The sequence below is a fragment of the Streptomyces sp. NBC_00075 genome (assembly GCF_045041225.1).
Classification (GTDB): Bacteria; Actinomycetota; Actinomycetes; order Streptomycetales; family Streptomycetaceae; genus Streptomyces; species Streptomyces adonidis.
The window spans coordinates 11,134,982-11,159,836 of the sequence record NZ_CP108243.1; the positions used below are offsets into that span (position 1 = coordinate 11,134,982).

The 24,855-nt window shown below is 71.0% G+C and carries 26 protein-coding genes; 16 read left to right on the top strand and 10 right to left on the bottom strand.

Translation table 11 applies throughout. The features are described 5' to 3' along the window. The first annotated feature begins 64 nt into the window (after positions 1-64). On the top strand, positions 65-631 hold the full coding sequence (locus tag OG787_RS48940) for a TetR/AcrR family transcriptional regulator (protein WP_369031674.1): 567 nt from the start codon (positions 65-67) through the stop codon (positions 629-631). On the opposite strand, the gene OG787_RS48945 is transcribed toward OG787_RS48940, so the two are convergent. From OG787_RS48945 to OG787_RS48955, 3 genes are read right to left on the bottom strand one after another with little or no spacing between them, the layout of a single operon-like run. Continuing rightward, complete coding sequence (locus tag OG787_RS48945; protein ID WP_405539941.1) at positions 585-1,610, bottom strand: alpha/beta hydrolase fold domain-containing protein; 1,026 nt, start codon at positions 1,608-1,610, stop codon at positions 585-587. The genes OG787_RS48940 and OG787_RS48945 overlap by 47 nt on opposite strands. Next, the gene (locus tag OG787_RS48950) at positions 1,603-2,325 is read right to left on the bottom strand and encodes an enoyl-CoA hydratase/isomerase family protein (RefSeq protein WP_405539942.1); all 723 of its coding nucleotides are present in this window, start codon (positions 2,323-2,325) and stop codon (positions 1,603-1,605) included. The genes OG787_RS48945 and OG787_RS48950 overlap by 8 nt, the downstream gene beginning before the upstream one ends. Positions 2,326-2,369: 44 nt before the next feature. Continuing rightward, complete coding sequence (locus tag OG787_RS48955) at positions 2,370-3,368, bottom strand: 2Fe-2S iron-sulfur cluster-binding protein (RefSeq protein ID WP_405539944.1); 999 nt, start codon at positions 3,366-3,368, stop codon at positions 2,370-2,372. A 65-nt stretch (positions 3,369-3,433) separates the two neighbouring features. Here OG787_RS48955 and OG787_RS48960 point away from each other — a divergent pair, with 65 nt between their 5' ends. The 9 genes from OG787_RS48960 (at position 3,434) to OG787_RS49000 (ending at position 12,969) form a co-directional block, all read left to right on the top strand. Next, positions 3,434-4,987 (top strand): AMP-binding protein, encoded by a 1,554-nt coding sequence (locus OG787_RS48960; protein WP_405539945.1) that lies wholly within the window; start codon positions 3,434-3,436, stop codon positions 4,985-4,987. 36 nt (positions 4,988-5,023) lie between these two features. Next, the gene (locus tag OG787_RS48965; RefSeq protein WP_369031669.1) at positions 5,024-6,202 is read left to right on the top strand and encodes an amidohydrolase family protein; all 1,179 of its coding nucleotides are present in this window, start codon (positions 5,024-5,026) and stop codon (positions 6,200-6,202) included. Beyond that, positions 6,199-7,626, top strand: coding sequence for a FadD3 family acyl-CoA ligase (locus OG787_RS48970; RefSeq protein WP_405539947.1), 1,428 nt, complete (start codon positions 6,199-6,201; stop codon positions 7,624-7,626). The genes OG787_RS48965 and OG787_RS48970 overlap by 4 nt, the downstream gene beginning before the upstream one ends. Continuing rightward, positions 7,623-9,200, top strand: a complete 1,578-nt coding sequence (locus tag OG787_RS48975) for a methylmalonyl-CoA mutase family protein (RefSeq protein ID WP_369031667.1) — start codon at positions 7,623-7,625, stop codon at positions 9,198-9,200. Before OG787_RS48970 ends, OG787_RS48975 begins: the two co-directional genes overlap by 4 nt. Beyond that, positions 9,200-9,610 carry a cobalamin B12-binding domain-containing protein gene (locus tag OG787_RS48980; protein ID WP_369031666.1) on the top strand — a complete coding sequence of 137 codons (411 nt, stop codon included), beginning with the start codon at positions 9,200-9,202 and terminating at the stop codon, positions 9,608-9,610. The genes OG787_RS48975 and OG787_RS48980 overlap by 1 nt, the downstream gene beginning before the upstream one ends. A gap of 83 nt (positions 9,611-9,693) precedes the next feature. Then, on the top strand, positions 9,694-10,638 hold the full coding sequence (locus tag OG787_RS48985; RefSeq protein WP_405540799.1) for a TIGR03564 family F420-dependent LLM class oxidoreductase: 945 nt from the start codon (positions 9,694-9,696) through the stop codon (positions 10,636-10,638). Next, complete coding sequence (locus OG787_RS48990; RefSeq protein WP_369031665.1) at positions 10,635-11,687, top strand: CaiB/BaiF CoA transferase family protein; 1,053 nt, start codon at positions 10,635-10,637, stop codon at positions 11,685-11,687. The genes OG787_RS48985 and OG787_RS48990 overlap by 4 nt, the downstream gene beginning before the upstream one ends. Further along, positions 11,684-12,139 carry a VOC family protein gene (locus tag OG787_RS48995; protein ID WP_369031664.1) on the top strand — a complete coding sequence of 152 codons (456 nt, stop codon included), beginning with the start codon at positions 11,684-11,686 and terminating at the stop codon, positions 12,137-12,139. The genes OG787_RS48990 and OG787_RS48995 overlap by 4 nt, the downstream gene beginning before the upstream one ends. After that, entirely contained in the window at positions 12,136-12,969 is an 834-nt protein-coding gene (locus tag OG787_RS49000) for an SDR family oxidoreductase (RefSeq protein ID WP_405539949.1), read from the top strand. The genes OG787_RS48995 and OG787_RS49000 overlap by 4 nt, the downstream gene beginning before the upstream one ends. Before the next feature lie 71 nt (positions 12,970-13,040). Here the strand turns inward: OG787_RS49000 and OG787_RS49005 are convergent, their stop codons facing one another. Together OG787_RS49005 and OG787_RS49010 are read right to left on the bottom strand one after the other, a co-directional pair. Continuing rightward, positions 13,041-13,793, bottom strand: coding sequence for an SDR family NAD(P)-dependent oxidoreductase (locus OG787_RS49005; RefSeq protein ID WP_405539951.1), 753 nt, complete (start codon positions 13,791-13,793; stop codon positions 13,041-13,043). Continuing rightward, positions 13,790-14,554 (bottom strand): SDR family oxidoreductase, encoded by a 765-nt coding sequence (locus OG787_RS49010; protein ID WP_405539952.1) that lies wholly within the window; start codon positions 14,552-14,554, stop codon positions 13,790-13,792. Before OG787_RS49010 ends, OG787_RS49005 begins: the two co-directional genes overlap by 4 nt. Before the next feature lie 66 nt (positions 14,555-14,620). On the opposite strand from OG787_RS49010, the gene OG787_RS49015 reads away from it, so the two are divergent. Together OG787_RS49015 and OG787_RS49020 are read left to right on the top strand one after the other, a co-directional pair. After that, a complete protein-coding gene (locus tag OG787_RS49015) occupies positions 14,621-16,045 on the top strand; it encodes a class I adenylate-forming enzyme family protein (RefSeq protein ID WP_405539953.1) in 1,425 nt (474 codons plus the stop codon). Further along, on the top strand, positions 16,038-17,183 hold the full coding sequence (locus tag OG787_RS49020; RefSeq protein ID WP_369031659.1) for an acetyl-CoA C-acyltransferase: 1,146 nt from the start codon (positions 16,038-16,040) through the stop codon (positions 17,181-17,183). The genes OG787_RS49015 and OG787_RS49020 overlap by 8 nt, the downstream gene beginning before the upstream one ends. 12 nt (positions 17,184-17,195) lie before the next feature. On the opposite strand, the gene OG787_RS49025 is transcribed toward OG787_RS49020, so the two are convergent. The 5 genes from OG787_RS49025 to OG787_RS49045 are packed head-to-tail and all read right to left on the bottom strand — an operon-like array spanning position 17,196 to position 20,861. Further along, complete coding sequence (locus tag OG787_RS49025) at positions 17,196-17,996, bottom strand: acyl-CoA thioesterase (RefSeq protein WP_405539954.1); 801 nt, start codon at positions 17,994-17,996, stop codon at positions 17,196-17,198. A gap of 30 nt (positions 17,997-18,026) precedes the next feature. Next, complete coding sequence (locus OG787_RS49030) at positions 18,027-18,815, bottom strand: acyl-CoA dehydrogenase family protein (protein ID WP_405539956.1); 789 nt, start codon at positions 18,813-18,815, stop codon at positions 18,027-18,029. A gap of 2 nt (positions 18,816-18,817) precedes the next feature. Beyond that, entirely contained in the window at positions 18,818-19,918 is a 1,101-nt protein-coding gene (locus OG787_RS49035; protein ID WP_405539957.1) for an acyl-CoA dehydrogenase family protein, read from the bottom strand. Beyond that, positions 19,915-20,334: a nuclear transport factor 2 family protein gene (locus tag OG787_RS49040; protein ID WP_369031655.1), complete on the bottom strand. Its 420-nt coding sequence runs from the start codon at positions 20,332-20,334 to the stop codon at positions 19,915-19,917. Before OG787_RS49040 ends, OG787_RS49035 begins: the two co-directional genes overlap by 4 nt. A 56-nt stretch (positions 20,335-20,390) precedes the next feature. Next, positions 20,391-20,861 carry a pyridoxamine 5'-phosphate oxidase family protein gene (locus tag OG787_RS49045; RefSeq protein WP_369031654.1) on the bottom strand — a complete coding sequence of 157 codons (471 nt, stop codon included), beginning with the start codon at positions 20,859-20,861 and terminating at the stop codon, positions 20,391-20,393. Positions 20,862-20,975: 114 nt separating this feature from the next. Here OG787_RS49045 and OG787_RS49050 point away from each other — a divergent pair, with 114 nt between their 5' ends. Genes OG787_RS49050 through OG787_RS49065 form a run of 4 tightly spaced genes read left to right on the top strand, consistent with a single transcriptional unit; the run spans position 20,976 to position 24,844 of the window. Next, on the top strand, positions 20,976-23,090 hold the full coding sequence (locus OG787_RS49050; RefSeq protein WP_369031653.1) for an ABC transporter permease subunit: 2,115 nt from the start codon (positions 20,976-20,978) through the stop codon (positions 23,088-23,090). Continuing rightward, the gene (locus OG787_RS49055) at positions 23,071-23,781 is read left to right on the top strand and encodes an ABC transporter ATP-binding protein (protein WP_405539959.1); all 711 of its coding nucleotides are present in this window, start codon (positions 23,071-23,073) and stop codon (positions 23,779-23,781) included. The genes OG787_RS49050 and OG787_RS49055 overlap by 20 nt, the downstream gene beginning before the upstream one ends. Beyond that, positions 23,778-24,485, top strand: coding sequence for an ABC transporter ATP-binding protein (locus OG787_RS49060; RefSeq protein ID WP_369031651.1), 708 nt, complete (start codon positions 23,778-23,780; stop codon positions 24,483-24,485). Before OG787_RS49055 ends, OG787_RS49060 begins: the two co-directional genes overlap by 4 nt. Beyond that, on the top strand, positions 24,482-24,844 hold the full coding sequence (locus tag OG787_RS49065; RefSeq protein ID WP_405539961.1) for a hypothetical protein: 363 nt from the start codon (positions 24,482-24,484) through the stop codon (positions 24,842-24,844). Before OG787_RS49060 ends, OG787_RS49065 begins: the two co-directional genes overlap by 4 nt. Positions 24,845-24,855 lie beyond the last annotated feature (11 nt).

Sequence of the window (24,855 nt, forward strand, 5' to 3'; positions counted from 1 at the left end):
GCCGATTGTGTGGTGTGGTGACCGTACTGTCACATCGGTGTGCCAGCGGCGGAGAGGGTGACGCGTGGAGACGACGACCCGGCGCGAGGAGATCCTGGGTGCTGCCCTGGAGGTGTTCGCCGAGCGCGGCTACAGAAGGACCTCCATCGACGCGGTCGCCGAACGAGCGGGCCTGACCCGGCAGGGTGTCCTGCACTACTTCCCCAGCAAGAAGCGCCTGCTGCACGCCCTCCTCCAGCGCCGCGAGGACCTCGCCCGCGAACACCTGGCGGGCCACGCGTACGAGGACCTGCCGAGCCTGGTCGCCGACGTCGTCGCGTACGACCACCAGAACGCCGGCCTCGTCCAGATCCACAGCGTGCTGATCGCGGAGGGGATCATCGGGGACGACCCCGCCCACGCGTTCTGCCACGACCACTACCGATCGATCCAGGACAACACCGTCGCCCATCTGACCAAGCTCTACGGCGACAGACTGCCCAGCGGCCTCACCCCGCGCGCCGCGGCGAGCGCCCTGGTCGCGATGCTCGACGGGATGCAGCTCCAGTGGCTGCTGGACGACGAGCAGTCCGACTATCCCGAGATCATGCGGGACGTGATGACCCTTCTGATCGGGTCCACGCCAGAATGAACCCGGCCATGGCCGCCACCGCCTCGGGCCGCAGCCGCTCCGCGTCCTCCCGGACCCGCAGATCCACGGTGACCCCGGAGCGGGCCGCCCGTGCGGCGAACCCCAGCGAGTCGTCCAGCAGCGGATCGGTGCCCGCGACCAGCAGCTGCACCGGCGGCAGCCCGTGCAGATTGGCGTGCAACGGGCTGAGCAGCGGGTTCGTCGGCTCGGTGCCGGCCGCGTAGAGAGCGGCGCGCAGTCGGAGTTCGTCGACGTCGAAGGAGGGCTCGGCCGCCGCGTTGAACAACAGGCTCGGCGCGTCCAGGGTGAGATCGAGCAGCGCCGACCCGAGCACCGCGCACTGCGGCGCCGCCGCCCCCATGTCCCGCAACCGCACCAGCAGCGAGGCCGCGAGCCCGCCCCCGAGCCGCTCCCCGGCCAGCGCCACCGGACCCCGGGCCCGACAGGAGTCGTACACCGCGTGTACGTCGTCCAGGGCGCCCGGGAACGAGCTGCGGTAGCGCGGACAGACGACCACCGCGCCGGTCCGCAACGCGAGCCGCTCGGCGAGGTCGAGCGCCGACTCCGGGGTGCCGGAGAGGTGCCCGTTGCCGTGGAGATAGAGGATCACGAGATCGGTGGGGTCCGAAGGGCGGACGATCGGCCCGATCGGGCTCGACTCGACGCGCACGGGGCCGAGTTCGTCCGCCGTGCCACCCGGTTCGGTGCGGACGTCGGTCAAGTCGGGCTGGGCGGGGGTGGGTTCGGCCGGGGTGCGCGGGCGCTCGGTGCGGGCTTGCGTCAGGACGGCGGGGCCGCCGGATCGGCGTGCGGTCGCAACTCGGGTCCGTGCCGGGCCGGTTGCCCTCGCATCGGGTTCCACCCCTCGTGTATCGGTCGAGTCGGGCTGCGCGGGCGCGGGTGGGCGGTCGGTGTCCGCCTCTGTGGCAACCCCGGCGGCGCCGTATCCGCCTGCGGTCTCAACTCGTGTGTCATCCACGGGACATCACCCTTTCCGCTGCCTGCCAGTGCTCGTCGGACACCCACAGCCGGGCGAAGGCGTGGGCCGCCTCGTCCGCCGTCAGGTCTCCCGACACCACCCGCTTGATCTCCTGTGCCGGACGGGTGGCGAGTGTGCGGGCCAGCGTGCGCCAGCCCTCCTCGAAGGCGGACCGGGGGAGTACGCGGTCCACCAGGCCGAGGCGTTCGGCCTCCGGGGCGGCGAGGATCTGCGCGCTGCCGGCGAGCAGGAGCGCGCGGCCCCTGCCGACCAGTGCGGCGAGCCGTTCGGCGCCGCCCCACGCGGGCATGATCGCCAGGGCCGTCTGGTTGAAGCCGATCCTGATGTCGTCGGCCGCGACCCGGATGTCGGCGGCCACCGCGACCTCGGCGCCGCCGCCGAAGGCGTGCCCGTTGAGGGCGGCGATCACCGGTCCGGGGAACGCGGCGAGCCGGTCGCAGACGCCGCGCATCCGCAGGGCCATCGCGAGCGCCTCGTCCTCGGTGCGGATCGCGGCCAGTTCCTTGAGGTCGCCGCCCGACACGAAGGCCTTCTCGCCGGCGCCCGTGATGACCAGGGCCCGCGCGCCCGCCGCCGCGTCGAGGGCCTTGTCCAGCTCGTCCATGGTGGCCGGTGCGATGGCGTTGCGGGCGTGCGGGCGGTTGATGGTGATGACCGCCAGGCCCTCGTCCAGTTCGAGTTCGAGATCAACCATGTGTGCCTCTTCGGTCGGTGGGGCGCGGGCGTCAGTCCTCGTACTCAGCTCTCGTACTCGACGGTGACGTGCGGGGTCACCGGTTCGCCCTGGCAGGTCAGGACCCAGCCCTCGGCGACCTCGTCGTCGTCCAGGGCGTTGTTGACGCGCATCTTGGCCTCGCCCTCGGTGAGCCGGGCGATGCAGGTGCCGCAGTTGCCCATCTCGCAGGAGAAGGGCGGCATGAGGCCGGCCCGGCGGGCGCTCTCCAGCAGGGACTCGCGGGGATGCTGGTCGACCGTGCGCCGCTTTCCGGCGAGGACGACGGTGACCGTGCCGCCACCGGTCTCCGGTACGGCTTCGGCGGGCTCACCGGGTGCCTCGGGCGCCGGAGTGAAGCGTTCCGCGACGATCTGCCCGGTGTCGGCCCCCTGCGCGAGAAGCGTGCTCTCGGCCAGCTCCATGAACGGTGCGGGACCGCAGAGATAGAAGTCCGCGTCCAGGTCGTCCCCGACGAACGCCTGTATCTCGGCGCCGGTGACGAGCCCCTGGGCGTCGTCGAGGTGGTGGCGGATCTCGAACCGGCCCGGGTGCCGTTCGGCCAGCTCGGACAGCGTGTCGCGGAAGATGACCGAGTCCGCGTCCCGGTCGGCGGCCAGGACCCGGACCCGCCGTCCGGTCGTGGCCAGCGCGGTCTTCACGAGCGAGAGGACCGGTGTGACGCCGCTGCCTCCGCAGAGGGCGACCAGCGGTGTCGTCCCCTCGCGCAGACAGAAGACCCCTGCCGGAGACGTGGTCTCGATGAGGTCGCCGGGGGCGAGGTGGTCGTGCATCCAGTTCGACACCAGACCCCCCGGCACCCGCTTCACCGTGGTCGTCAACTCGCTGTCGGTGTCCGGGGAACTCGACATCGAGTAGCTCCGCAGGGTGCCGCACGCTCGTACCGTCAGGAACTGCCCGGCGCGATAGGGGAAGGGGGCGTCGAGCACATAGGTGCGCGTGTCGGCTGTCTCCTGGACGATCCGCTTGATCCGGACCGGGTGGAAACCGTGGTCTCGTACCATGTATGGAATTTACCTTCTCCCTCTGCGAGAGTGCAATTCTCGTTACAAGGGAGGGAGTTCCCGCGATGCGAACCATCCCCACACGCACGGTCCCCGCCGAACTGGCCAAGCGCTATGAGGCGGAGGGCTGGTGGACCCGCGACACGCTCGGCGACCTGCTGGCTCGTGGTCTGGCAGCCGCCCCCGACACGGAGTTCCGCGTGCACTCGGCGGTACGGCCCTGGGTGGGCACCTTCGCCGACGTGGAGCGTGTCGCGCGTCGGCTCGCGGCCGGGTTGAAGGCGCGCGGAGTGGGTCCCGGTGACGTGGTCGCCTTCCAGCTGCCCAACTGGATGGAGGCGGCGGCGGTCTTCTGGGCGTCGGCCTTCCTCGGCGCGGTCGTCGTGCCGGTCGTCCACTTCTACGGGCGCAAGGAGGTCGGCTACATCCTGGACGCCGTCCGGCCGCGCGTCTTCGTCACCGCCGCCCGCTTCGGCCACCTCGAACACCGACCCGACCTGAGCGCGGACGTGCCGGTGGTCGGTGTCGTCGGACGGGACTTCGACGACCTGCTCGCCGACGAACCCCTCTCCGGGGTCCTCCCGACGGACCCGGCGGGCCCTGCCCTGATCGCGTTCACCTCCGGAACGACCCGTGATCCCAAGGGAGTTGTGCACAGCCACCAGACCCTCGGCTTCGAGACCCGCCAACTCGCAGGGCTCTACCCGCCGGACCGGGGCAGCCAGCTCACCTCGGCGCCAGTCGGCCACTTCATCGGCATGATCAACGCCTTCCTCATCCCGGTCCTGGACGGAAGTCCGGTCAACCTCGCCGACACCTGGGACCCCGGCGCCGCGCTGAGCCTCATGAAGAGCGACGGGCTGACGGTCGGCGGCGGTGCCGCGTACTACATGACGAGCCTCCTCGACCACCCCGACTTCACCCCCGCCCACCTCGCCCGCATGAAGTACGCGGGCCTCGGCGGCTCGGCGGTCCCGGCCGCCGTCACCAACAGGCTGGCGGCGCTCGGTATCACGGTCTTCCGCTCGTACGGCAGCACCGAGCACCCCTCGATCACGGGCTCCCGCCACACCGCGCCCGAGGCCAAGCGGCTCTACACCGACGGTGATTCCCTCCCCGGAGTCGAGGTCAGGCTCGCCGAGGACGGCGAGATCCTCAGCCGGGGACCGGATCTCTGCCTCGGCTACACCGACCCCGCGCTGACCGGGCGGGCCTTCGACATCGACGGCTGGTACCGCACCGGCGACATCGGGGTCATCGACGGCGACGGCTATCTCACGATCACCGACCGCAAGGCGGACATCATCATCCGGGGCGGCGAGAACATCGGTGCCCTGGAGGTCGAGGAGGTGCTGCTCGCCCTGCCGGCCGTGGCCGAGGCCGCGGTGGTGGCCGCCCCCGACGAGCGGCTCGGCGAACACGCGGCGGCCGTCCTGCGGCTGAAACCCGGTCACCCCGCGCCCGGGCTCGACGAGATGCGCGCCCACCTCGACCGCGAGGGCCTCGCCCGGCAGAAGTGGCCGGAGGAACTGCACGTCGTCGACGAGTTCCCGCGCACCGCCAGCGGCAAGGTTCAGAAGTTCGTTCTCCGCAAGGACATTGCGGGCCACAAGAAGTGAGAATAAGATTCTCGCAATCTGCGAAGGAGGATCTCAATGCCGTCGCGCGAGCTGCCGTATCCGCTTTTCGACGCGGACAACCACCTGTACGAGACCGAAGAGGCGCTGACCAGGCACCTCCCCAAGCAATACGCGGGCGCGATCCAGTACGTGCAGGTGAACGGCCGTACGAAGATCGCGATCCGGGGGCAGATCAGTGAGTACATCCCCAACCCCACCTTCGAGGTGGTCGCCCGGCCAGGGGCGATGGAGGACTACTTCAAGTTCGGCAACCCGGACGGGAAGACCCGCCGCGAGATCTTCGGCGAGCCGATGCGCTCCATCCCCGCCTTTCGCGAACCGGGGCCCCGGCTGGAGCTGCTGGACGAGCTGGGCGTACAGCGGACGCTGATGTTCCCGACGCTCGCCAGCCTCATCGAGGAGCGGATGCGGGACGATCCCGAACTGATCCACGCGGTGATCCACTCCCTCAACGAGTGGCTCCACGAGACATGGGGCTTCAACTACAAGGACCGCATCCTCACCACCCCGGTCATCACCCTGCCCATCGTCGAAAAGGCGATCGCGGAGCTGAACTGGGCGGTCGAGCGCGGGGCCAAGGCGATCCTGGTGCGCCCGGCCCCGGTGCCCGGCTACGGCGGCTCGCGCTCCTTCGCCTCACCCGAGTTCGACCCGTTCTGGAAGCGCGTCGTCGAGACCGGCGTCCTCGTGGCGATGCACTCCTCGGACAGCGGCTACGCCCGGTACACCAGCGACTGGGAGGGCGGGACCAACGAGATGCTCCCGTTCAAGCCCAACGCCTTCCGCGCGGTGTCCGAGTGGCGGCCCATCCAGGACGCGGTGGCGGCCTGGGTGTGTCACGGCGCGCTGTTCCGGGTCCCGGGGCTGAAGATCGCGCTCATCGAGAACGGCTCCTCCTGGGTGGCGCCGCTGCTCGACCAACTCCGCGACGTCTACAAGAAGATGCCGCACGAGTTCCTCGGCGACCCGGTGCAGGCCGTCAAGGACAGCATCCATGTCAGCCCGTTCTACGAGGACGACCTCGGTGACCTCGTCGAACTCATGGGCGTGGACCGGGTGCTGTTCGGCTCGGACTACCCGCACCCCGAGGGCCTGGCCCAGCCGCAGAGTTACGTCGACGCCATCCAGCACCTGAGCGTCACGGACCAGGCCAAGATCATGGGCGGCAACCTCTCCAGGCTGATCCCGGAATGAAGTGGGAGACCATCCCGCGGATGGTGCTGAGCGCGGCCGACCGCTTCGGTGACGCCGAAGCGGTCGTCGACGGCGAACTCAGGCTCACCTTCACCGAGTTGGTCGACCGGGTCCGTACTGCTGCGGGCGCCTTCGCCGCGGCCGGGATCGGGAGGGGCGACCGGGTCGCGATCTGGGCGCCCAACTCCGCCGAGTGGATCGTCGCCGCCTTCGGACTGCTCACCGCCGGCGGGGTGCTCGTCCCGGTCAACACCCGGTTCAAGGCGGACGAGGCCCACGACATCGTCCGCCGCAGCGGTGCCAGACTCGTCCTCGTGGAGGCGGGTTTCCTCGGGCTGGACTTCGAGGGCCCGCCGGGCGTGCCCGTGATCGACCTCAAGTCGGGCTTCCTGGCGAGCGGTTCGCCGTTCGAGCGGGCGGTCAGCGGCGACGACGTCAGCGACATCACGTTCACCTCGGGGACCACCGGGCGGCCCAAGGGCGTCCTGATGACCCACGCCCAGACGCTCCGGCTGTACGGGGAGTGGTGCGACCTGGCGACCCTGCGGGAGGGCGACCGCTATCTGATCGTCAACCCGTTCTTCCACATCTTCGGCTACAAGGCGGGCTGTATCGCCTCCCTGATCCGGGGCGCGACCATCCTCCCCGTACCCGTCTTCGACGTGGACCGCGTCCTGGGCCTGGTGGAACGCGAGAAGGTGACGGTCCTGCCCGGTCCGCCCACGCTCTACCACTCGCTCCTCGCGGCGGGGGACCGGCACGACCTCTCCTCGCTGCGGGTGGCGGTGACGGGCGCCGCCGACATTCCGGTCGAGCTGATCCGCCGGATCGTCAGCGACCTGCCGTTCCAGCACATCATGACCGGGTACGGCCTGACCGAGGCGGGCACGGCCACCGCCTCGCGCCCCGGCGACTCCTTCGAGGACATCGCGACGACGGTCGGCACCCCCTGCGAGGGCGTCGAGGTGAGCGTCGCGGCCGACGGCGAGGTCCTGATCCGGGGCTACAGCGTCATGCGCGGCTACCTCGACGATCCCGCCGCCACCGCCGAGACCATCGACGCGGACGGCTGGCTGCACACCGGAGACCTCGGCACCCTCGACGACCGGGGGCACCTGAGGATCGTCGGCCGCAAGAAGGACATGTTCATCGTGGGCGGCTTCAACGCCTACCCGGCGGAGATCGAGGGCTTCCTCCTCGAACACCCGGCCGTCGCCCAGGCCGCCGTGATCGGCGTACCGGACGAGCGGCTCGGGCAGGTCGGCAAGGCGTACGTCGTCCGCAGCGGGCCCGTCTCGGCGGACGAACTGATCGCCTGGAGCCGTAAGCGGATGGCCGGGTTCAAGGCGCCCCGGTCCGTGGAGTTCCTCGAAGAACTGCCGTTGAACGCCACCGGCAAGGTGATGAAGGACCAGCTGCGATGACCCAACCGCACGAAACGGCCTCAGGCATCCCGCTCCAGGCGGTCTACGGACCCGCCGACCTGAGCGGCGAACCCCCCGAGCCGGGCAACTACCCTTTCACGCGCGGCAATTACGCGACCGGCTACCGGGGACGGCTGTGGACACTGCGCCAGTACTCCGGCTTCGGCACGCCCGAGGAGTCCAACCGCCGCTACCGCTATCTGCTCGAACAGGGCGGTACGGGACTGTCGGTGGCCCTCGATCTGCCCACCCAGTGCGGCTACGACTCCGACGACCCCGAAGTGACCGAGGAGGTCGGCCGCGTCGGCGTCGCCCTCGACACCCTCGCCGACGCGGAGATTCTCTTCGAGGACATCCCCCTCGACAAGATCAGCACCAGCTTCACCATCAACGGCACGGCGGCGATCCTCCTTGCCTTCTACGTCGCCGCCGCCGAACGAAAGGGTGTGCCGCGAGCGAAACTCACCGGCACGATCCAGAACGACATCCTCAAGGAGTACGCGTCCAGGGGCACTTGGATCTGGCCCGCCCAGCCCTCCCTCCGCCTGATCGCGGACACCATCGAGTTCTGCGCCGCCGAGGTACCCCGGTTCAACGCGATCTCGGTCGCCGGTTCGCACTTCCGGGACGCGGGCGCCAACGCCGTGCAGGAGATGGCGTTCACGCTCGCCGACGGGGTGACGTACGTCGACACGGTGCTGGAGCGCGGCCGGATGACGGTTGATCAGTTCGCTCCGCAGATCTCCTTCTTCTTCTACACACACGGCGATTTCTTCGAGGAGATCGCCAAGTACCGTGCGGGGCGGCGGCGTTGGGCCACTATCGTGCGGGAGCGGTACGGCGCCACGAGCGACAAGGCGTCCATGTTCCGCTTCGGCTGCGTGGCCGGCGGAGCCTCGCTCTACGCGCCCCAGGCCCAGAACAACACCGTCCGGGTGGCGTACGAGGCGCTGGCCTCCGTACTCGGCGGCGTCCAGTCGATGTTCACGGCCGCCTGGGACGAGCCGTTCGCGCTGCCCAGCGAGGACTCGGCGACCCTGGCCCTGCGCACCCAGCAGATCCTCGCCCACGAGACCGGCGTGACCCGGGTCGCGGACCCGCTCGGCGGTTCGTACTTCGTCGAGGCGCTCACCGACGCCACCGAGGCACGGATCGTCGAGATCATGGACGACCTGGAGCGGTACGGCGGCATGGTCCGCGCCATCGAGGACGGCTATCTGCAAGGGCTGATCGCCGACGAGGCCTACCAGCTGCACCTGGACGTCGAGGCGGGCACGCGCCCGGTCGTCGGCGTCAACCGCTTCGTCTCCGACGAGCCACCGCCGGACCTCGCGACCTACGAACTGGACGCGGAGGGCCGTGACCGGCAGCTCAAGCGGCTCGCCGATGTGAAGGCCACGCGGGACGCCGCCCTCGTACGGGAGCAACTGGCCCGGCTGGCGCGCGCGGCGGACGGGACGGAGAACCTGATGCCCGTACTGATCGACTGCGCCAACGCCTACTGCACGGTGGGGGAGATGGTCGCCGCGCTGAAGGCGGTCTGGGGCGAGTTCCAGCAGCCGGTGGTGTTCTGATGGGCGCCGCCGCACGGATCCTGGTCGCCAAGCCCGGCCTGGACGGTCACGACCGGGGGGCCAAGATCGTCGCGCGGACACTGCGTGACGCCGGCTTCGAGGTCGTGTTCACCGGCATCCGTCAGCGCGTCGACACCATCGTGGCGACCGCGGTCCAGGAGGACGTGGCCGTGGTCGGGCTCAGCATCCTCTCCGGCGCGCATCTCGCCCTCACCACCCGGGTGGTCGAGGCGCTGCGGGCCGCCGGGGCCGACGACATCGCCGTCGTCGTGGGCGGCACCATCCCGCCGGCCGACGTACCCCGGATGCGGGCGGCGGGCGCGGCGGCGGTCTTCCCGACCGGTACGCCGCTCGATGTGCTGGTGGCGGAGATGCGGGCGCTGACGGGGAGCGCGGCCACCGGTTCATGAGCCCCGGGACCTGTCTGTAGCTGGACACCTGTCGATAGCTCTCGATACCTGTCGTACCTGGAGGCACTGTGCGGGTCGGTGTGATGATCGGGCCGGAGCGTGGGGATTCCGCGCGCAAGGTCGCGCGGATGATCGACGACGTGACGTGGGCCGAGCAGGCGGGCCTCGACACCGCGTGGGTGCCTCAAATACCCACGGACTTCGACGCGTTGACGGCCGTGGCGCTGATGGGTGCGCGGACCGAACGGATCGAGATCGGGACGGCGGTCGTACCGCTCCAGGCCCAGCATCCGATCGCCCTCGCCCGCCAGGCGCTGTCCGCGCAGGCGGCGACCGGGGGAGGACGGCTGGCGCTGGGCGTCGGCCCCTCGCACCACTGGATCGTGCGGGACATGCTCGGACTGCCGTACGAGAAGCCGGCCGCGTTCACCCGTGACTACCTGGACGTCCTGGACGCGGCTCTGCACGGCCCCGGCCCGGTCGACGTCGAGAACGCCACCTTCACCGTGCACAACCCGCTCGACCTCGGCCCGGTCGGCCCGCTGCCCGTCCTGATCGCCGCACTCGGCCCGGTCATGCTGGCCCTCGCGGGCGAGCGCGCCGACGGCACCGTGCTGTGGATGGCCGACGAACGAGCGGTGTCCGACCACGTCGTCCCGCGCATCACCAAGGCCGCCGAGGGCGCGGGCCGCCCGGCGCCCCGGATCGTCGCGGGCATCCCGGTCTGTCTGTGCCGTCCGACGGAGGTCGACGCGGCCCGTGAGCGCGCCAACCGCATCCTCGGCGAGGCCGAGATCTCGCCCAACTACCAGCGTCTGCTGGAGTACGGCGACGCCCAGGACATCGGAGACCTGTGCGCGGCCGGCGACGAGGCCGCCATCCTGGCCCGTTTCCGTCGCTTCGCCGACGCGGGAGTCACCGACCTCTCCGTACGGCTGCTGCCGATCGGCGAGGGCAGGGAGGAACTGGTCGCCTCCAAGCGCCGTACGCGGGAGATGCTCGCGGCGCTGGCGGTGGAAGTCCGATGACGCCAGGGCCACTTGAGGGCATCCGCGTCCTGGAGGTCGGCCATATGCTGGCGGGCCCCTACGCCACGATGATGCTCGCCGACCTCGGAGCCGAGGTCACGAAGATCGAGCCGCCCGGCGGGGACATCTCGCGGCAGGTGAGCGACGCCTACTTCGCCAGCCTCAACCGGGGCAAGCGCAGCGTCTGCCTGGATCTGACGACCGGGGCGGGACAGGACAGGCTCGGTGAACTCGTTGCCGGCGCCCACGCGTTGCTCGTCAACCTCAAGCCGTCGGCGATCCACCGGCTGGGGCTGACCTACGAGGCGCTGCGGAAGTGGAACGAGCGGATCGTGTGTGTCGCGCTGACCGGCTTCGGGCTGTCGACGGGAGACGAACCCGCCTTCGACTACGTCGTCCAGGCGGCCACCGGCGTCGCCGCGCTCACCGGCGATCCCGACGGCCCGCCGACGCTGCCCGGCTACTCCGCCGCCGACAACTCGACCGGCCTCACAGCGGCGTTGGGCCTGCTCGCGCAGATCGTCTCGGGTCGCGGCGGCCAAGTCGACGTCTCCCTGCGGGATGTCATGCTGTCGCAGCTCAACTACCGTGCCTCGGCCTACCTCAACGAGGGCACCGAGCCACGGCGCCTCCCGCTCGGCGCGCACTCCTACTACGTACCGGCACAGCTCTTCCCCACCGCCGAGGGCCACTTGGCGCTGTTCATCACCCACGACGGCTTCTGGAAGTCCTTCGCGGCCGAGGCGGGCGTCGAGGGCTTTCCGACGATGGCCGAGCGGGCGGCGCGGCGGGAAGAGGTGCTGGACGCGGTGACACGGGCCCTGGCCGCCGACACCGCCGCCGCCTGGGAGTCCCGGCTGCGGCCCCTGGGCGTACCGGCCGCCGCCGTACGCACGCTCCCGGAGGCGCTGGCCGCCACGCCCGAGGCCGTGGTGACGGCGGGGGACTACCGGTTGGTCCGCAGCCCCGTACGGATCGCGGGCCACGAGCCCGACTACGGGCCGCCGCCCCGACTGGGCGAGCACGGCGATGCGGTGGGGGAGTCATGAGGGGCGAGGATCAGTTCCATCTCGGCATCGTCGCCGAGGACTTCGAGGGGACGCTGGCTGGCCTGTCGGCGGCGTTCGGATACGAGTGGTGCGCGGAGATCTCCGGACCGCTGACCATGCTGCTGCCGACCGGCGACGCCGTCGTCCGGCTCAGCTGTGTGTACTCGCGGACCTCACCCCGGCTGGAGATCATCCGGAACATCCCCGGCACTCTCTGGGAAGCGGCACCCGGCGGGGGCGTCCACCACGTCGGCTACTGGTCCGACGACGTCGCCGCGGACTGCGCCGGACTCGCCGACCTCGGCTACACCGTCGAGGCGTCCCGGATCGGCTCCACCGGCTCCGACTTCGCCTTCGTACGTGGCCCGGACGGCGTGCTCGTCGAACTCGTGGACCGGGCGGCACAGCCGATGCTGGAGAAGTTCTGGGCGGACGGAGGCGGCGCGAAGTGACCACGGTGGGAATCGCGACGGGTGCCGGACGCGGAATGGGACTGGCGTGCGCGCGGCGGATGACCGGCACGGTGGACACGCTGCTCCTCGTCGACCGCGACGAGGAGACGGTGACAGAGGCGGCGAAGGAACTGACCGCTGCCGACGGGGGCGCGGCCGTCGAGCCGTTCGTCCTGGACGTCACCGACCGGGACGGCATGGCCCGGCTCGCCGCCCGCACAGCCGAACTCGGCACCCTGCGCGCCGTCGCCCACGCCGCCGGCATCTCACCCACGATGGCCGACTGGCGCAGCATCTTCGCCGTCGACCTGGTCGGCACCGCGCTGCTCGCGGAGGCGCTGCGCCCGCTGGCCACGGAGGGCACGGCGATGGTGTGCTTCGCCTCGATGGCCCCGCTGCTCGGCAACCTGGAAGCGGATCCGGCCGTGGCGGCCGTCCTGGACGACCCGCTCGACGACGCCTTCCTCGACCGGCTCCACGACGTCCTGGGACCGGCCGTCGAGGACCCCGGCACCGCCTACGCCTGGGCCAAACACGGGGTACACCGCTTCGTACGACGGGAAGCGCTGCGGCTCGGCCCGCTCGGCGCCCGGATCTGCTCGGTCTCGCCCGGCGTCATCGACACCCCGCAGGGCCGCCAGGAGGCCGCGAAGCAGCCCGCCATGGACGCGCTCGTACGCGGGTCCGCGACCGGCCGCCCGGGCCACGCCGAGGAGGTCGCCGCCGGGGTCGCCTTCCTGCTGTCGGCGGAGGCGAGCTTCGTCACCGGCATCGACCTGCTGATCGACGGCGGTGCCTGCGCGGCTGTGCGGGGACAAGCGGGCCGGTAGGCGTTCACACCTGATGTATCGGTTGCCAACTGCTGCACAAGGGCCAGCAGTTGGCAACCGGCATGCTCTCCTCAGCCGACCGACTCCGACCGCTGTACGGTCCCTGTGATCCCGCCCGCGTCCTGCCCGGCCAACAGCACCGCGGCCCGGCCCATCGCCTCCGGGGGCTCCACCATCTCCGGCGGGATCTTCCGGCCACCGCCCGCCGCCTGCCACCCCTCCGTCAGGACGATCCGGGACGGGGCCAGGCAGTTGACGGCGATGTTGTCGGCCCGCAGATCCGTGGCGAGCCCGAGATAGAGCCGCTCGACGGCGGCCTTGGACACCCAGTACGCGTTGGCACCCCGGTCGGTCATCCCGACCCCGCTGGTCGTCACGGCCACCAGCGAACCGCCCCCGCGCTCCCGGACGTACGGAATCACGGCCTTGGTGACCAGGAAGACACCCGTCAGATTGACGTCCAGACAGAGCTGCCAGCGCTTGAGCGGGGTGGACTCGACCGGGCCGAGCCACAGCACCCCGGCGTTGGCGATCAGGATGTCGATACCGCCGAACTCGGCGACAGTCGCCGCCACGGCAGCCTCCACCGACTCCTCGCTGCTCACGTCGCAGGGCACCGCGAGCGCCCGGCCACCCGCCTCCGTGATCCCGTCGGCGACCGAGTGGATCGTCCCGGGCAGCCGACCCGCCTCCTCGGACCGCGCGGCGACCGCCACCGACGCCCCGGCCTCCGCCAGAGCCACGGCGACCGTCCGCCCGATGCCCCGGCTGGCCCCGGCGACGAACGCGACCTTCCCCTTCAACGACCCCTCTGCGCTGCTCACTTCGGCGGGAACCTGAGTGCTCCGTCGAGGCGAATGACCTCGCCGTTCAGATAGTCGTTCTCGCAGATGTGCTCGACGAGCGCCGCGTACTCGGGGGAGCGGCCCATCCGCCGGGGATGCGGGATCTGGGGCCCCCAGTAGGCCTCCAACTGGTCACCCGCCTTGCCGTAGGCGGGAGTCAGGAAGGTGCCGGGGGCGATGGTGACGACCCGGATGCCGAGCGGGGACAGATCACGGGCGGCCACCAGCGTCATGCTCACGACGCCGCCCTTGGCCGCCGCGTACGGGAGTTGGCCGATCTGGCCCTCGTACGCGGCGATCGAAGCGGTGTTGACGACAACCCCTCGGCCGCTGTCCTCTGTCGGCTCCTGCTTGGCGATCGCGGCGGCCGCCAGGCGCAGCACGTTGAAGACGCCGGTCAGATAGACCTCGATCGTTGTCCTGAAGCCCTCCAGGCTGATCGGCGTACCGTCCTTGCCGATCAGCCGGCCGCCGCTCGCCGGGCCGCCGTGGCAGTCCACCGAGATGCGCAGCGGGCCCGCCGACTCGGCCTCGGCCAGCGCCGCCAGGACGTCCTCCTCGGAGGTGGCGTCCGTGCGGACGTAGCGCACGCCCAGCTCCTGCTCCAGCGCCTTGCCCTTCTCGTCGGCGAGATCGGCCACGACCACCTTCGCTCCCGCCGCGTGCAACCGGCGGACGGTGGCCTCGCCCAGGCCTCCCGCCCCACCGACGACGACTGCCGAGCTGCCACTGATCTGCATCAAGGTTTTCCTCTCTTGCAAGCAGGGCTCTAGTGAGATGAGAATAGCATTCTCATGAATATAACCATGATTCTGGAGATGGCCACCTCGGCCGGAGACCGGGTGGTGGTGACGGCGGACGACCGTTCCCTGACCGCCTCGGAGTTGCTGGACCGCGCCCGGGCCGCCGCGCACCGCTTCCGGCACCGTTCGGCCGTCCTGTATCTGGGCGCCAACCATCTCGCCTACCCCGTCGCCCTGTTCGGCGCGGCCTTGGCGGGAGTCCCTTTCATCCCCCTCAACTACCGCCTCGGTGAACACCAGTTGGCCCGGCTCCTCGACCGCCACCCGGGCGCCTTGGTGCTCCGCCCCGCCGACCTCGACGCACTCCTCTTGGTCGAGCAGGTAGAGGGGGACGAGTCGGCCCCCGACGACCAGGACGCCGTCGCTGTCGTGCTCTACACCAGCGGTACGACGGCCGAGCCCAAGGCGGCCCTGCTGCGCCACCGCCATCTGCTCGCCTACGTGTTCAACACCCAGGAGTTCGGGTCGGCCGAGCCGGACGCCGCGACGCTCGTGGCGGTGCCTCCGTACCACGTGGCCGGTCTGATGAACCTGCTGACGAACCTCTACTCGGGGCGCCGGATCGTGTACCAGTCGGCCTTCGACGCGCCCGACTGGCTGGCCACGGTCCGACGCGAACGCGTCACCCACGCGCTGGTCGTCCCGACGATGCTGGCCCGGATCGTCGCCGAGGTCCCCGACGGCGCCACCGCCGGGACACCGACCCTGCGCAGCCTCGCGTACGGCGGCGCCCGCACCCCGCGACCCGTCGTCGAACGGGCGCTGCGGGCCTTCCCGGACACCGGGTTCGTGAACGCGTACGGCCTCACCGAGACAGCGTCCTCGATCGCCGTACTCGGCCCCGACGACCACCGCGAGGCGCTGGTGTCCGACGAACCGGCGGTGCGCGACCGGCTCGGTTCGGTGGGGCGGGCGCTGCCCGGAGTCGAGATCCAGATCCGCGCCGAGGAAGACGAGGAGGCGGCCCAAGTCGGGCGTACCGGGCTGGTGTTCGTGCGCGGGGAGCAGATCTCCGGCGAATACGGCGGTCGCCCCGACGCGCTCGACGGCGACGGCTGGTTCGCCACCCGGGACCGGGGGCGGCTCGACGCCGACGGCTATCTGTTCATCGAGGGGCGCGCCGACGACACCATCATCCGGGGTGGCGAGAACATCGCCCCGGCCGAGATCGAGGACGTACTCCTCACCCATCCCGGCATCGTCGAGGCGGCCGTGATCGGGCTGCCCGACCCCGAATGGGGGCACCGGATCGTCGCCGTGCTCGTCGGGGAGGGCGACCCGGACGAGATCCGCGCCTGGGTGAGGGACCGTCTGCGCTCCGCCAAGACGCCCGACACCGTCGTCTTCCGCGCCGAACTGCCGAAGACCGACACCGGAAAGCTGCTGCGCCGCACCCTGCTCGCCGACCTGGAGACCACCCATGCCTGAAGCAGTCATCGTGTCCGCCCTGCGCACTCCCGTCGGCACCGCCTTCAAGGGCACCCTGCGCGACACCACGGCCTTCGACCTCGCCCATCACATCGTCGCCGCGGCAGCCGCCACGGAGGGCGTGGACTCAGCCCTCATCGACGACATCGTCCTCGGCGAGGGCCTGTACGGCGGCGGTGTCATCGCCCGGCACGCGGCCGTGACCACCGGCCTCACCTGGGTTCCCGGACTCGCCCACAACCGGCACTGCGCCGCCGGGCAGGCCGCCGTGCAGAGCGCGGCGGCGAGCATCCGCGCAGGCATGGACGAACTCGTCATCGCCGGCGGCGTCAACTCGGCCTCCACGTCCCCGCGTTCGGTGACCAAGGTCGACGGCGAGTGGGAACCCTGGATGTCGCCGACGCACCCTGCCAAGCCGGACGCCCCCAACACCGACATGTCGATCACCGTCGGCTGGAACACGGCCGTCCGGGCGGGCATCAGCCGCGCCGAGATGGACGACTGGGCGCTGCGCTCGCACCGGAACGCCGTACGCGCCATCGACGAGGGCCGCTTCGACGCCGAACTCCGCCCGATCGACACCCCGCACGGCCTGTTCTCCGTCGACGAGCACCCGCGCCGGAACACGAGCGCGGATCGGCTGGCCGCGCTGAAGCCGCTCCACCCGGAGATCGAGGGCTTCAGCATCACGGCGGGCAACGCGGGCGGCGCGAACGACGGCGCGGCGGCCCTGGTCATCGCCAGCGACCGCCTCGGCCTCCCGGCGCTCGGTACGGTCCGGGCGTGGGCGTCCGTCGGCGTGGACCCCGCCGACATGGGCCTCGCCCCGGTGACCGCGATCCCCAAAGCCCTGAAACGCGCCGGGCTTTCACTCTCCGACGTCGACCTCTACGAGATCAACGAGGCCTTCGCCGTCGTACCCGTGGCCGCAGTCAAACAACTCGGCCTCGACCCGGACCACGTCAACGTGAACGGCAGCGGCTGCTCACTCGGCCACCCTGTCGCCGCGACGGGCGCGCGCATGCTGGTCACCCTCGTGCACGAACTGCGCAGGCGCGGCGGCGGGATCGGCGTCGCCGCCATGTGCGCGGGCGGCGGGATGGGCTCGGCGACGGTGATCGAGGTACCGGCGCCGTGAGCCGGCGTCCGGTCAGTTCTTGAAGCGGAGCAGGGCTTCCTGGGCGTACGAGGCGACCAGGGAGCCCTCTTGGGTGAGTACGTCACCGTGTCCGTAGCAACGACCGTGCGCCACAAGGGGGCTGTGCTGGCGCAGGAGCAGCCAGGAGTCGGTCCGGAAGGGGCGGTGGAAGCGCACGGTGTGTGCCGTCACGGCCGAGGTGAACACCTTGTTCGCGTCGTACTGGCCGACCCCCTCGACCTGGCGCAGAGCAGTGCCGATGAGAGTCAGATCGGTGGCGTACGCCGTGAGGGCCGGGGTCAGTTCGGGCGCGACGGCCGGGGTCCGCATCCAGAGTTCGTACTCCGGCGCCTCCGACTTGGGGGTGTCCAGGTCGGTGACCGCACGGGTGTCCCAGGGCAGCAGATTCAGATCCACCGCGTGTTCCTCGCCGGGTACGGCGGGGACATGGAACGGCACCTGATGGTCCTGGCCGTCTTCGAGGACGTGCATCGACACCGACGCGGTGGCCATGACGCCGTGGGACTGGCGGGCGACGATCCCCAACGTCGCGAAGGTGGAACCCTCGTGATGCCGCGTCACCTCGTAACGGACGGGCTCGTCTGGCCGTCCCTCGCGTGCGAAGAGGGCGTGTACGGACTTCACCGCCTTGTCCGGGCAGGCCGACGAGCCCGCCCGCACGAACTGGCCCAGCAACTGCCCGCCGAACAACCGGCGGTAGCCTAGGCGCTGGTTGGCCCCTTCGAACGCCAAGTCCCCTTCAGCTGCGCGGAGTTCGAGGCAGGCGAGCAGGTCACTCCAGAGATCCGTCACAGTGGCTCCCAAGGTGAGAAAGAGAGAGTGTCAGAGCTGAACCAGCCGAGGAGCCGACCGCCCCTCCCGTACGAGCGCCCCCGCCTCCCGCGTCAACTCCCTTGCGCTGCCCAGCAGTCCGTCCAGCACGAGCACCCGTCGGACATGCCGGTGCAGATCGTGCTCGGCGGTGAAGCCGATCCCGCCCAGGACCTGCTGACAGTGCCGGGCCGCCGTCAGCGCCGCCCGCCCGGCCGCGGCCTTGGCCAGCAGTGAACCGAGGTCGTCGGCGGCGGCCACGAGGGTCGCCTCGGCGCCGTCGAGCGCGACGAGCGTCTCCGCCAGCCGGTGCCGTACCGCCTGGAAGGAGGCGAGGGGCCGGCCGAACTGGGCCCGGTCCAGCACATGCGTACGGGCCGACGCGAGCATCGCCCGCCCGGTGCCCAGCAACCACCAGCCGAGCGCCCGCCGACCCGCGCCGAGCGGAACAGGATCCCCGACAGGGCTGACATGCAAGGGAAGTTCACCGTCGAGAGAGACACCGGCCGTCCTGCTCTCACCGTGCTCCCACACCGCCCACGAGCCGCCCGTGTACGGCAACGGCAGCGCACCCCCGAGCGGTCGGCCCGCCGCGTGCAGCACGACGTCGTTGAGGAGCGAGGCGTGGGCGCCCGTCTCGCCGAGGAGCCGGAACACGAGCGGGACCGCGACCTCGGGCGCCTCCGTCAACAGGTCGGCCCAACCGAGGTCGGTCAGTGCCGAGTCGAGCGCCGGACCCGTCGCCGTCGCCATCGTCTTGCGGAGCGTCTCGGCCAGCAGATCCTGTTCGGCGGCGTCCATCGCTAATCCTTCCCGAGGTTCAGCAACCGGCGCGCGATGATGTTCCGCTGGATCTCGGCGGTACCGCCGTAGATGGTCGCCGCGCGTGAGTACAGGTACTCCGACCGCCACGACGTCTCCGTCAGCTCCAGCACACCGGGCAGCAAGTCCCGTACGGTGTCGAAGAGTTGTTGCTCCGCCGTGGCCAGCAGGACCTTGTCGACGGAGGTCTCCGGCCCCAGGTGCTCCCCTTCCGCCAGGCGCCGTTGCGTCGCGTGGGAGCGGCAGCGGGCCGTGTGCAGGGCGAGATAGGCGGCGCCGAGGGCGTCGTCGTCCTGGGCGGAGTCCGGTGCGGGCGTCTGCTCCAACAAGTGGTCGAGTCGCGTGTAGAGATGGGCGATCCGGTGCCAGAAGCACGTCGAGCGCTCGTGCGGAAGCAGGTCCATCGCCAGCTGCCAGCCGTCGCCAGGACGGCCCAGCATCCGGTCGCCGGGGACGACCACGTCGTCGAAGAACACCTCCGCGAACTCGTCCACACCGTGCATCGTGCGCAGCGGCCGGACAGTGATCCCCGGGGTGTCCATGTCGACGAAGAACGCGGTGATGCCCGCGTGGCCGGGAGCCGTGCGGGTGAGCAGGACGCAGCGGGCCGAGTACTGGGCGAGGCTCGTCCACACCTTCTGGCCCGTCACCACCCAGTCGTCGCCCCGGGGGACGGCCCTGGTGGTGAGCGAGGCGAGGTCGCTGCCCGAACCCGGTTCCGAGAAGCCCTGGCACCACTGCTCCCGGCCGCCGAGCAGCCGCGGGACCATCTCGGCGGCCAGTTCCGGACGCGCGTACGAGATCATCGTCGGGGCCAGCACCTCGACCATGGAGTAGATCCCCGGCTCGGCCAGGCCCCGGGTGGCGACCTCCTCGCCGAGTACCGCGCGCAGTACGGCGGGCCCGCCGAGCCCCCTCACCTCGGCGGGCCATCCGTACCGCATCCACCCCACCTCGTACAGCGCGCGCCGGACCCGGGCGAGCTGTGCGACCTGCGCGTCGAGCGAGTCGTCGGGGCCGGGGGAGAGGTCGTTCGTGTCGAGCCAGCGCCGCAGGTCGGCGCGGAACTCGGTGACGTTCATGTCCCCGGGCGCTGGTAGGCGTGCGGGCGGCCCGAGTCGTGCGCGCCGCTGCGGCGGATGAACGTCATGGCGCGCGTGCGCAGCCGCCAGCCGTCGGCGGTGCGCACGTACGTGTCGTTGTAGTAGCCGATGCGCAGGTCGTGGGTGGAGTGGTCGACGAAGCACAGCGGCTGGGTGCCGGACGCGGAGTCCTTGTCCGCGCCCGGCTCGACCACGGCGGTCCCGGTGAGGAAGAGCCCCTTGGGGGCCGCCGCGACCAGCGCGGGGAACTCGTCGAGGGCGTAGGTGTCCCCGAAGGCGCTGTAGGTCCCGTCGGGGGTGAAGACCGCGAGCACCCCGTCCAGGTCGCCCTGGGTGATGTACACCGCGTACCGGGCCAGCAGTTGCTGGATCTCCATCAGGTCGTCAGTGGACATTGAGAATTCCATTCTCTTATGGAGAGTGGAAGGTTCTCACGGCGGGGGTGGGAGCGTCAACGGTCCTTCCGCAGCTTCGAGAAGTCCCAGCTCACCACCTTCTCCGTCGTCACCCGCAGCCATGCGTGCCGCCCGTCGTACGGGAAGTCCTTGCCGCCCGCGTACTTGTCCGCGAACAGCCTTTCCGGCTCGCGGAGTTCGTCCACGGGAGCCCCCTTCCGGGGTGTCTCGCCGACCACTTGGACGCTGCCCTTCAACTCCACGCCCCGCAGTTGCATGAAGTCGGCGCCGCCGTCGTCGACGATCACGCTGAGCCTCGGGTCGCGGTCGAGGTCGGTCCAGCGCTGGCTGCGGACCAGCGAGTTCAGCCACAGGGCCGTCCCGTCCCACACGAACCACAGGGCACTGACATGGGGGTGCCCGCCCGCCCCGACCGTCGCCACCCGGCACACGGGCTGGGCGCGCAGAAACGCGTCCCGTTCCGACTCCGTCATGGCGATCGAGGTTCCCCTGCGCTGTCCGGTCATCGTTTCTCCCAGCATTGTCCGAATGGTTGATTCTCGCTAAGTGAGAAGCTAGTTTCCAGCCCTAGAGAGGGGGACACTCAGTCGGCCTACCCCGGCATCGAGTGGCGGCGCGTCATGGACCAGTTCCTCACCTTCGGGATCGTCGGCCTCAGCACTGCCGCGATCTACGCGGTCATCGGCAGCGGTCTCGTGCTCACCTACACCACCACTGGCGTCTTCAACTTCGCCCATGGCGCCGCAGGCATGCTCTCGGCGTTCACCTACTGGCAGCTCACCGTCGGCTGGGGCTGGCCGGTGCCGCTCGCACTGGCTGTCGTACTGCTCCTGCTCGCCCCGGCGTTCGGTCTCCTTGTCGAACGCTTCATCCTGCGGCCTGTCCAGGCGCTGGGGGAAGCGGAACGACTGGTGATGACCGTCGCACTATTGAGTGGCCTCATTGGGGTGGCGCGCTGGATCTGGGACCCGAACGTGGCCCGGCCCCTGCCCGCCTTCTTCGACGACCGGGCCCCCTTCCACATCGGCCCGGCCGCCGTCACCTGGCACCAGGCCATCACCATGGGCGTCGCCATCGCCGTCGCCGCAGGCCTGCGGATCCTGCTCTACCGCACCCGCGCCGGCGCCGAGATGCGCGCCACCGTCGACGACCGCGCGCTCGTCGGACTCACGGGCGCCGATCCCGTACGGGCCAACAAGGCAGCCTGGATTCTGGGCACTCAACTCGCCGCGCTCGGCGGCATCCTGATCGCGCCGAGCGTCACGCTCGACGCCGCCCAGCTCTCCCTCCTGATCGTCAGCGCCTACACCGCCGCCGTCTTCGGCCGGCTGCGCAGTGTGCCGCTCACCTTCATCGGCGCCGTCGTCATCGGCTGCACGGAGAGCTATCTCACCGGCTACCTGCCCCAGAACGACTATCTGCCGGGCCTGCGCCTCGCCGCGCCCGCGCTGCTCCTGTTCATCGCCCTGCTGGTGTTCCCGCACCGGCGGCTGCGCGGCCGCGACCGACGGCTGGCGCCGGTCCCGGTGCCGACGGCACGCGGCACACTGGTGTTCGCCGCCGCCACCATCGCCTTCGGCGTCGTCCTGGCGTCGATGCTCGGCGAGGCCGACCTCATCACGTACGGGCCGATCTTCTCGCTGGGCGTGGTGGCACTCTCGTACGTCCCCCTGACCGGTTACGCGGGCCAGATCTCGCTGTGCCAGCTGAGCATGGCCGGGATCGGCGCCGTCGTGTGGGCGCACTTCGGGGCGCACGGGCAACTGTGGGCCCTCGGCCTCGCGGTGCTGGTCGCGGCCGTGGCCGGAGCGCTGATCGCACTGCCCGCGCTGCGGCTGTCCGGCGTGTATCTGGCGCTGGGGACCGCCGCGTTCGCCGTCGTACTCGACCGCTGGATCTTCACCCTGCCCGCCTTCCATGTCTTCGGCGTCGAGATCGTGCTGTTCGACCAGGGCTCGGTGGAAGTGACCGGCCCCTCGCTGTTCGGGCTGCGACTGGACAGCGGGGAGGAGACGATGGTGCTCGCCGCGGTCTGTCTCGCCCTCGCCTCGATCGGGGTGGCGGCGCTGCGGCGGGGCCGGTTCGGGCGGCGGCTGATCGCCCTGCGCGACAGCGAGGCCGCGTACGCCACCCTCGGCGGCAACCTCCTCTTCGCCAAGGTGCTGGTGTTCTCGCTGGCCTCGGGCATCGCGGGCCTCGGCGGCGCGCTCTACGGAATGCAGCAACGGGCCATCACCCCCGACCAGTTCAACCTCATCGCCGGGCTGCCGATCTTCCTGGTCGCGGTGATCGGCGGCCTCGGCGCGGTCGGCAACGGCCTGTTCACCGGTACGGCGCTCATCGGGCCGACCAACGCCCTGGTCGCCGTGGCGCCCTCGCTCCAGAACCCGGTCGCCCTGCTGCCGGCCCTCGCGGGCATGGGCCTCGGGAAGAACCCCGACGGCATAGCGCCCCACTTCCGGGCCCAGTGGGAACCGCTCGGCCGCGACCGTATCGCGCTCACGGCACTCGTCGCCTGGCTGGCGACGGCCTGGTTGCTGCGCCTCGGTGACCTCATCAACGGCTGGACCTTCCTCGGCGGAGCCCTCGTCGTGGCAGTGGCACTACGGACATGGGCGAGCGTCCGGCAGGCCCCGGCGGCCGAGCCGGAGATTCCGGTCGAGTGGTGGGGCGTACGGCGTGACTGGCGCCCGGAGGACGGGGAGGTGCTGGCCCGTGGCGTCGCTGCGAGTTAGTGGAGTGACGGTCGCCTTCGGCGGGAACCGGGCCCTGGACGGGGTCGGCATGACCGCCGAGCCCGGCCGGATCACCGGGCTCATCGGGCCCAACGGGGCAGGGAAAAGTACCCTGTTCGACGTCGCGTCCGGACTGCGCAGACCGTCGTCGGGGCACGTCTTCCTCGACGACCGGGACGTCACCCGGATGCGTCCCTCAGCCCGCGCCAAGTGCGGACTGGCCCGCACCTTCCAGCGCCTGGAGCTGTTCGGCCGGCTCAGCGTGCACGACAACCTGCTCGTCGCCGCCGAACTCGGCCCCGAACGGCCGCGCGCGGCAGGCGTGGTGAAGGAGATCCTCGAGCGCCTCGGCCTGACCGGCATCGCCGACACGGCCCCCGACACCCTCCCCACCGGCGTCGGCCGCCTGGTCGAGGTCGGCCGGGCGCTCGCCCTGCGCCCCAAGGTGCTCCTCCTCGACGAACCCGCCGCCGGCCAGGACGCCGAGGAGACCGAACGCTTCGCCGCCCTCCTGCGCTCCCTCGCCGACGACGGCACCGCCGTCGTCCTCGTCGAGCACGACATGAGCCTCGTCATGGGCGTGTGCGACGACGTGTACGTCCTCGACCTCGGGAAGGTCATCGCCGTCGGCCCGCCCGAGGTGATCCGCAACGACGAGACGGTCCTTGCCGCCTACCTGGGGGACGCGTGAACGCGCTACTCGAACTGCGCGGCATCCGCGCCGCCCACGAACGGATCACCGTCCTGCACGGAGTCGATCTCGGCGTCGCCGCCGGCGAGGTGGTGGCGCTACTCGGCCCCAACGGCGCAGGAAAGACGACCACGTTGAGGATCGCGGCGGGCGTCCACCCGGTCGACTCGGGTCAACTCCTGCTCGGCGGACGGGACATGACGGGTGCCGACCCGCGCGACCTGGCCCGCGCCGGAGTCTGCCTGATCCCCGAGGGGCGCGGGGTGTTCCCCAACCTCTCGGTCCGCGACAACCTCCTGATGATGACCTACACCGGCCGCACCCGCGCCGAGATCGAGGACATCGCGTTCACCCGCTTCCCCGCCCTCGCCCTGCGAGCCTCCCAGCCGGCCGGCACCATGTCCGGCGGCGAACAGCAGATGCTCGCCCTCGCCCGGGGCCTCGCCACCGACCCGGCCGTCCTCCTCCTCGACGAACTCTCCATGGGCCTCGCCCCGTTGGTGGTCGCCCGCCTCTACGAACAGGTCGCCGAGATCGCCCGGCAGGGCGTGGCCGTCCTGGTCGTCGAGCAGTTCGCCGCCGCCGTACTCGACATCGCCGACCGCGCCGCCGTACTCGTCCGCGGCAAGGTCCAACGGCAGGGCCACCCCGACGACGGGTTGCGCGCCGAACTGTCCGCCCTCTACCTCGGGAGTTCCGCATGACATCCACCGAGCCACGTGCGGACCGCTTCGTCCGCGAACTGACCGAACTGAAGATCCCCGACCCCGCCGCCGCTCGCTCCACCCTCTGGCTGCGCCTCGGCGGAGCCCTGATGGCCCTCGGCGTGATCCTCGGCGCCTCCGGCTACCTGGTCACCCACAACACCCTCGACCCCCTCGTCCAGAACGACGGCCTCGCCCTCGGCATCGCCGGAATCGCCTCCGGCGTGGTGGGCTCGGCGCTCTTCCTGCGCTACTCCCTCACCGGCTTCCTGCGGTTCTGGATGGCCCGCCAGTCGTACGACGTCAGCCTCCTCGCCGAACGACTGCGCGAACCGGACCGGCTGCGGGACCCGGAATGACCCCGAGCCCC

Coding starts and splice junctions, on each gene's coding strand:
- OG787_RS48950 (WP_405539942.1), bottom strand. CDS start 2,325: ATGGTTGATCTCGAACTCGAACTGGACGAGGGCCTGGCGGTCATCACC.
- OG787_RS48955 (WP_405539944.1), bottom strand. CDS start 3,368: ATGGTACGAGACCACGGTTTCCACCCGGTCCGGATCAAGCGGATCGTC.
- OG787_RS48960 (WP_405539945.1), top strand. CDS start 3,434: ATGCGAACCATCCCCACACGCACGGTCCCCGCCGAACTGGCCAAGCGC.
- OG787_RS48965 (WP_369031669.1), top strand. CDS start 5,024: ATGCCGTCGCGCGAGCTGCCGTATCCGCTTTTCGACGCGGACAACCAC.
- OG787_RS48970 (WP_405539947.1), top strand. CDS start 6,199: ATGAAGTGGGAGACCATCCCGCGGATGGTGCTGAGCGCGGCCGACCGC.
- OG787_RS48975 (WP_369031667.1), top strand. CDS start 7,623: ATGACCCAACCGCACGAAACGGCCTCAGGCATCCCGCTCCAGGCGGTC.
- OG787_RS48980 (WP_369031666.1), top strand. CDS start 9,200: ATGGGCGCCGCCGCACGGATCCTGGTCGCCAAGCCCGGCCTGGACGGT.
- OG787_RS48985 (WP_405540799.1), top strand. CDS start 9,694: ATGATCGGGCCGGAGCGTGGGGATTCCGCGCGCAAGGTCGCGCGGATG.
- OG787_RS48990 (WP_369031665.1), top strand. CDS start 10,635: ATGACGCCAGGGCCACTTGAGGGCATCCGCGTCCTGGAGGTCGGCCAT.
- OG787_RS48995 (WP_369031664.1), top strand. CDS start 11,684: ATGAGGGGCGAGGATCAGTTCCATCTCGGCATCGTCGCCGAGGACTTC.
- OG787_RS49010 (WP_405539952.1), bottom strand. CDS start 14,554: ATGCAGATCAGTGGCAGCTCGGCAGTCGTCGTCGGTGGGGCGGGAGGC.
- OG787_RS49015 (WP_405539953.1), top strand. CDS start 14,621: ATGATTCTGGAGATGGCCACCTCGGCCGGAGACCGGGTGGTGGTGACG.
- OG787_RS49020 (WP_369031659.1), top strand. CDS start 16,038: ATGCCTGAAGCAGTCATCGTGTCCGCCCTGCGCACTCCCGTCGGCACC.
- OG787_RS49030 (WP_405539956.1), bottom strand. CDS start 18,815: ATGGACGCCGCCGAACAGGATCTGCTGGCCGAGACGCTCCGCAAGACG.
- OG787_RS49035 (WP_405539957.1), bottom strand. CDS start 19,918: ATGAACGTCACCGAGTTCCGCGCCGACCTGCGGCGCTGGCTCGACACG.
- OG787_RS49040 (WP_369031655.1), bottom strand. CDS start 20,334: ATGTCCACTGACGACCTGATGGAGATCCAGCAACTGCTGGCCCGGTAC.
- OG787_RS49045 (WP_369031654.1), bottom strand. CDS start 20,861: ATGACCGGACAGCGCAGGGGAACCTCGATCGCCATGACGGAGTCGGAA.
- OG787_RS49050 (WP_369031653.1), top strand. CDS start 20,976: ATGGACCAGTTCCTCACCTTCGGGATCGTCGGCCTCAGCACTGCCGCG.
- OG787_RS49065 (WP_405539961.1), top strand. CDS start 24,482: ATGACATCCACCGAGCCACGTGCGGACCGCTTCGTCCGCGAACTGACC.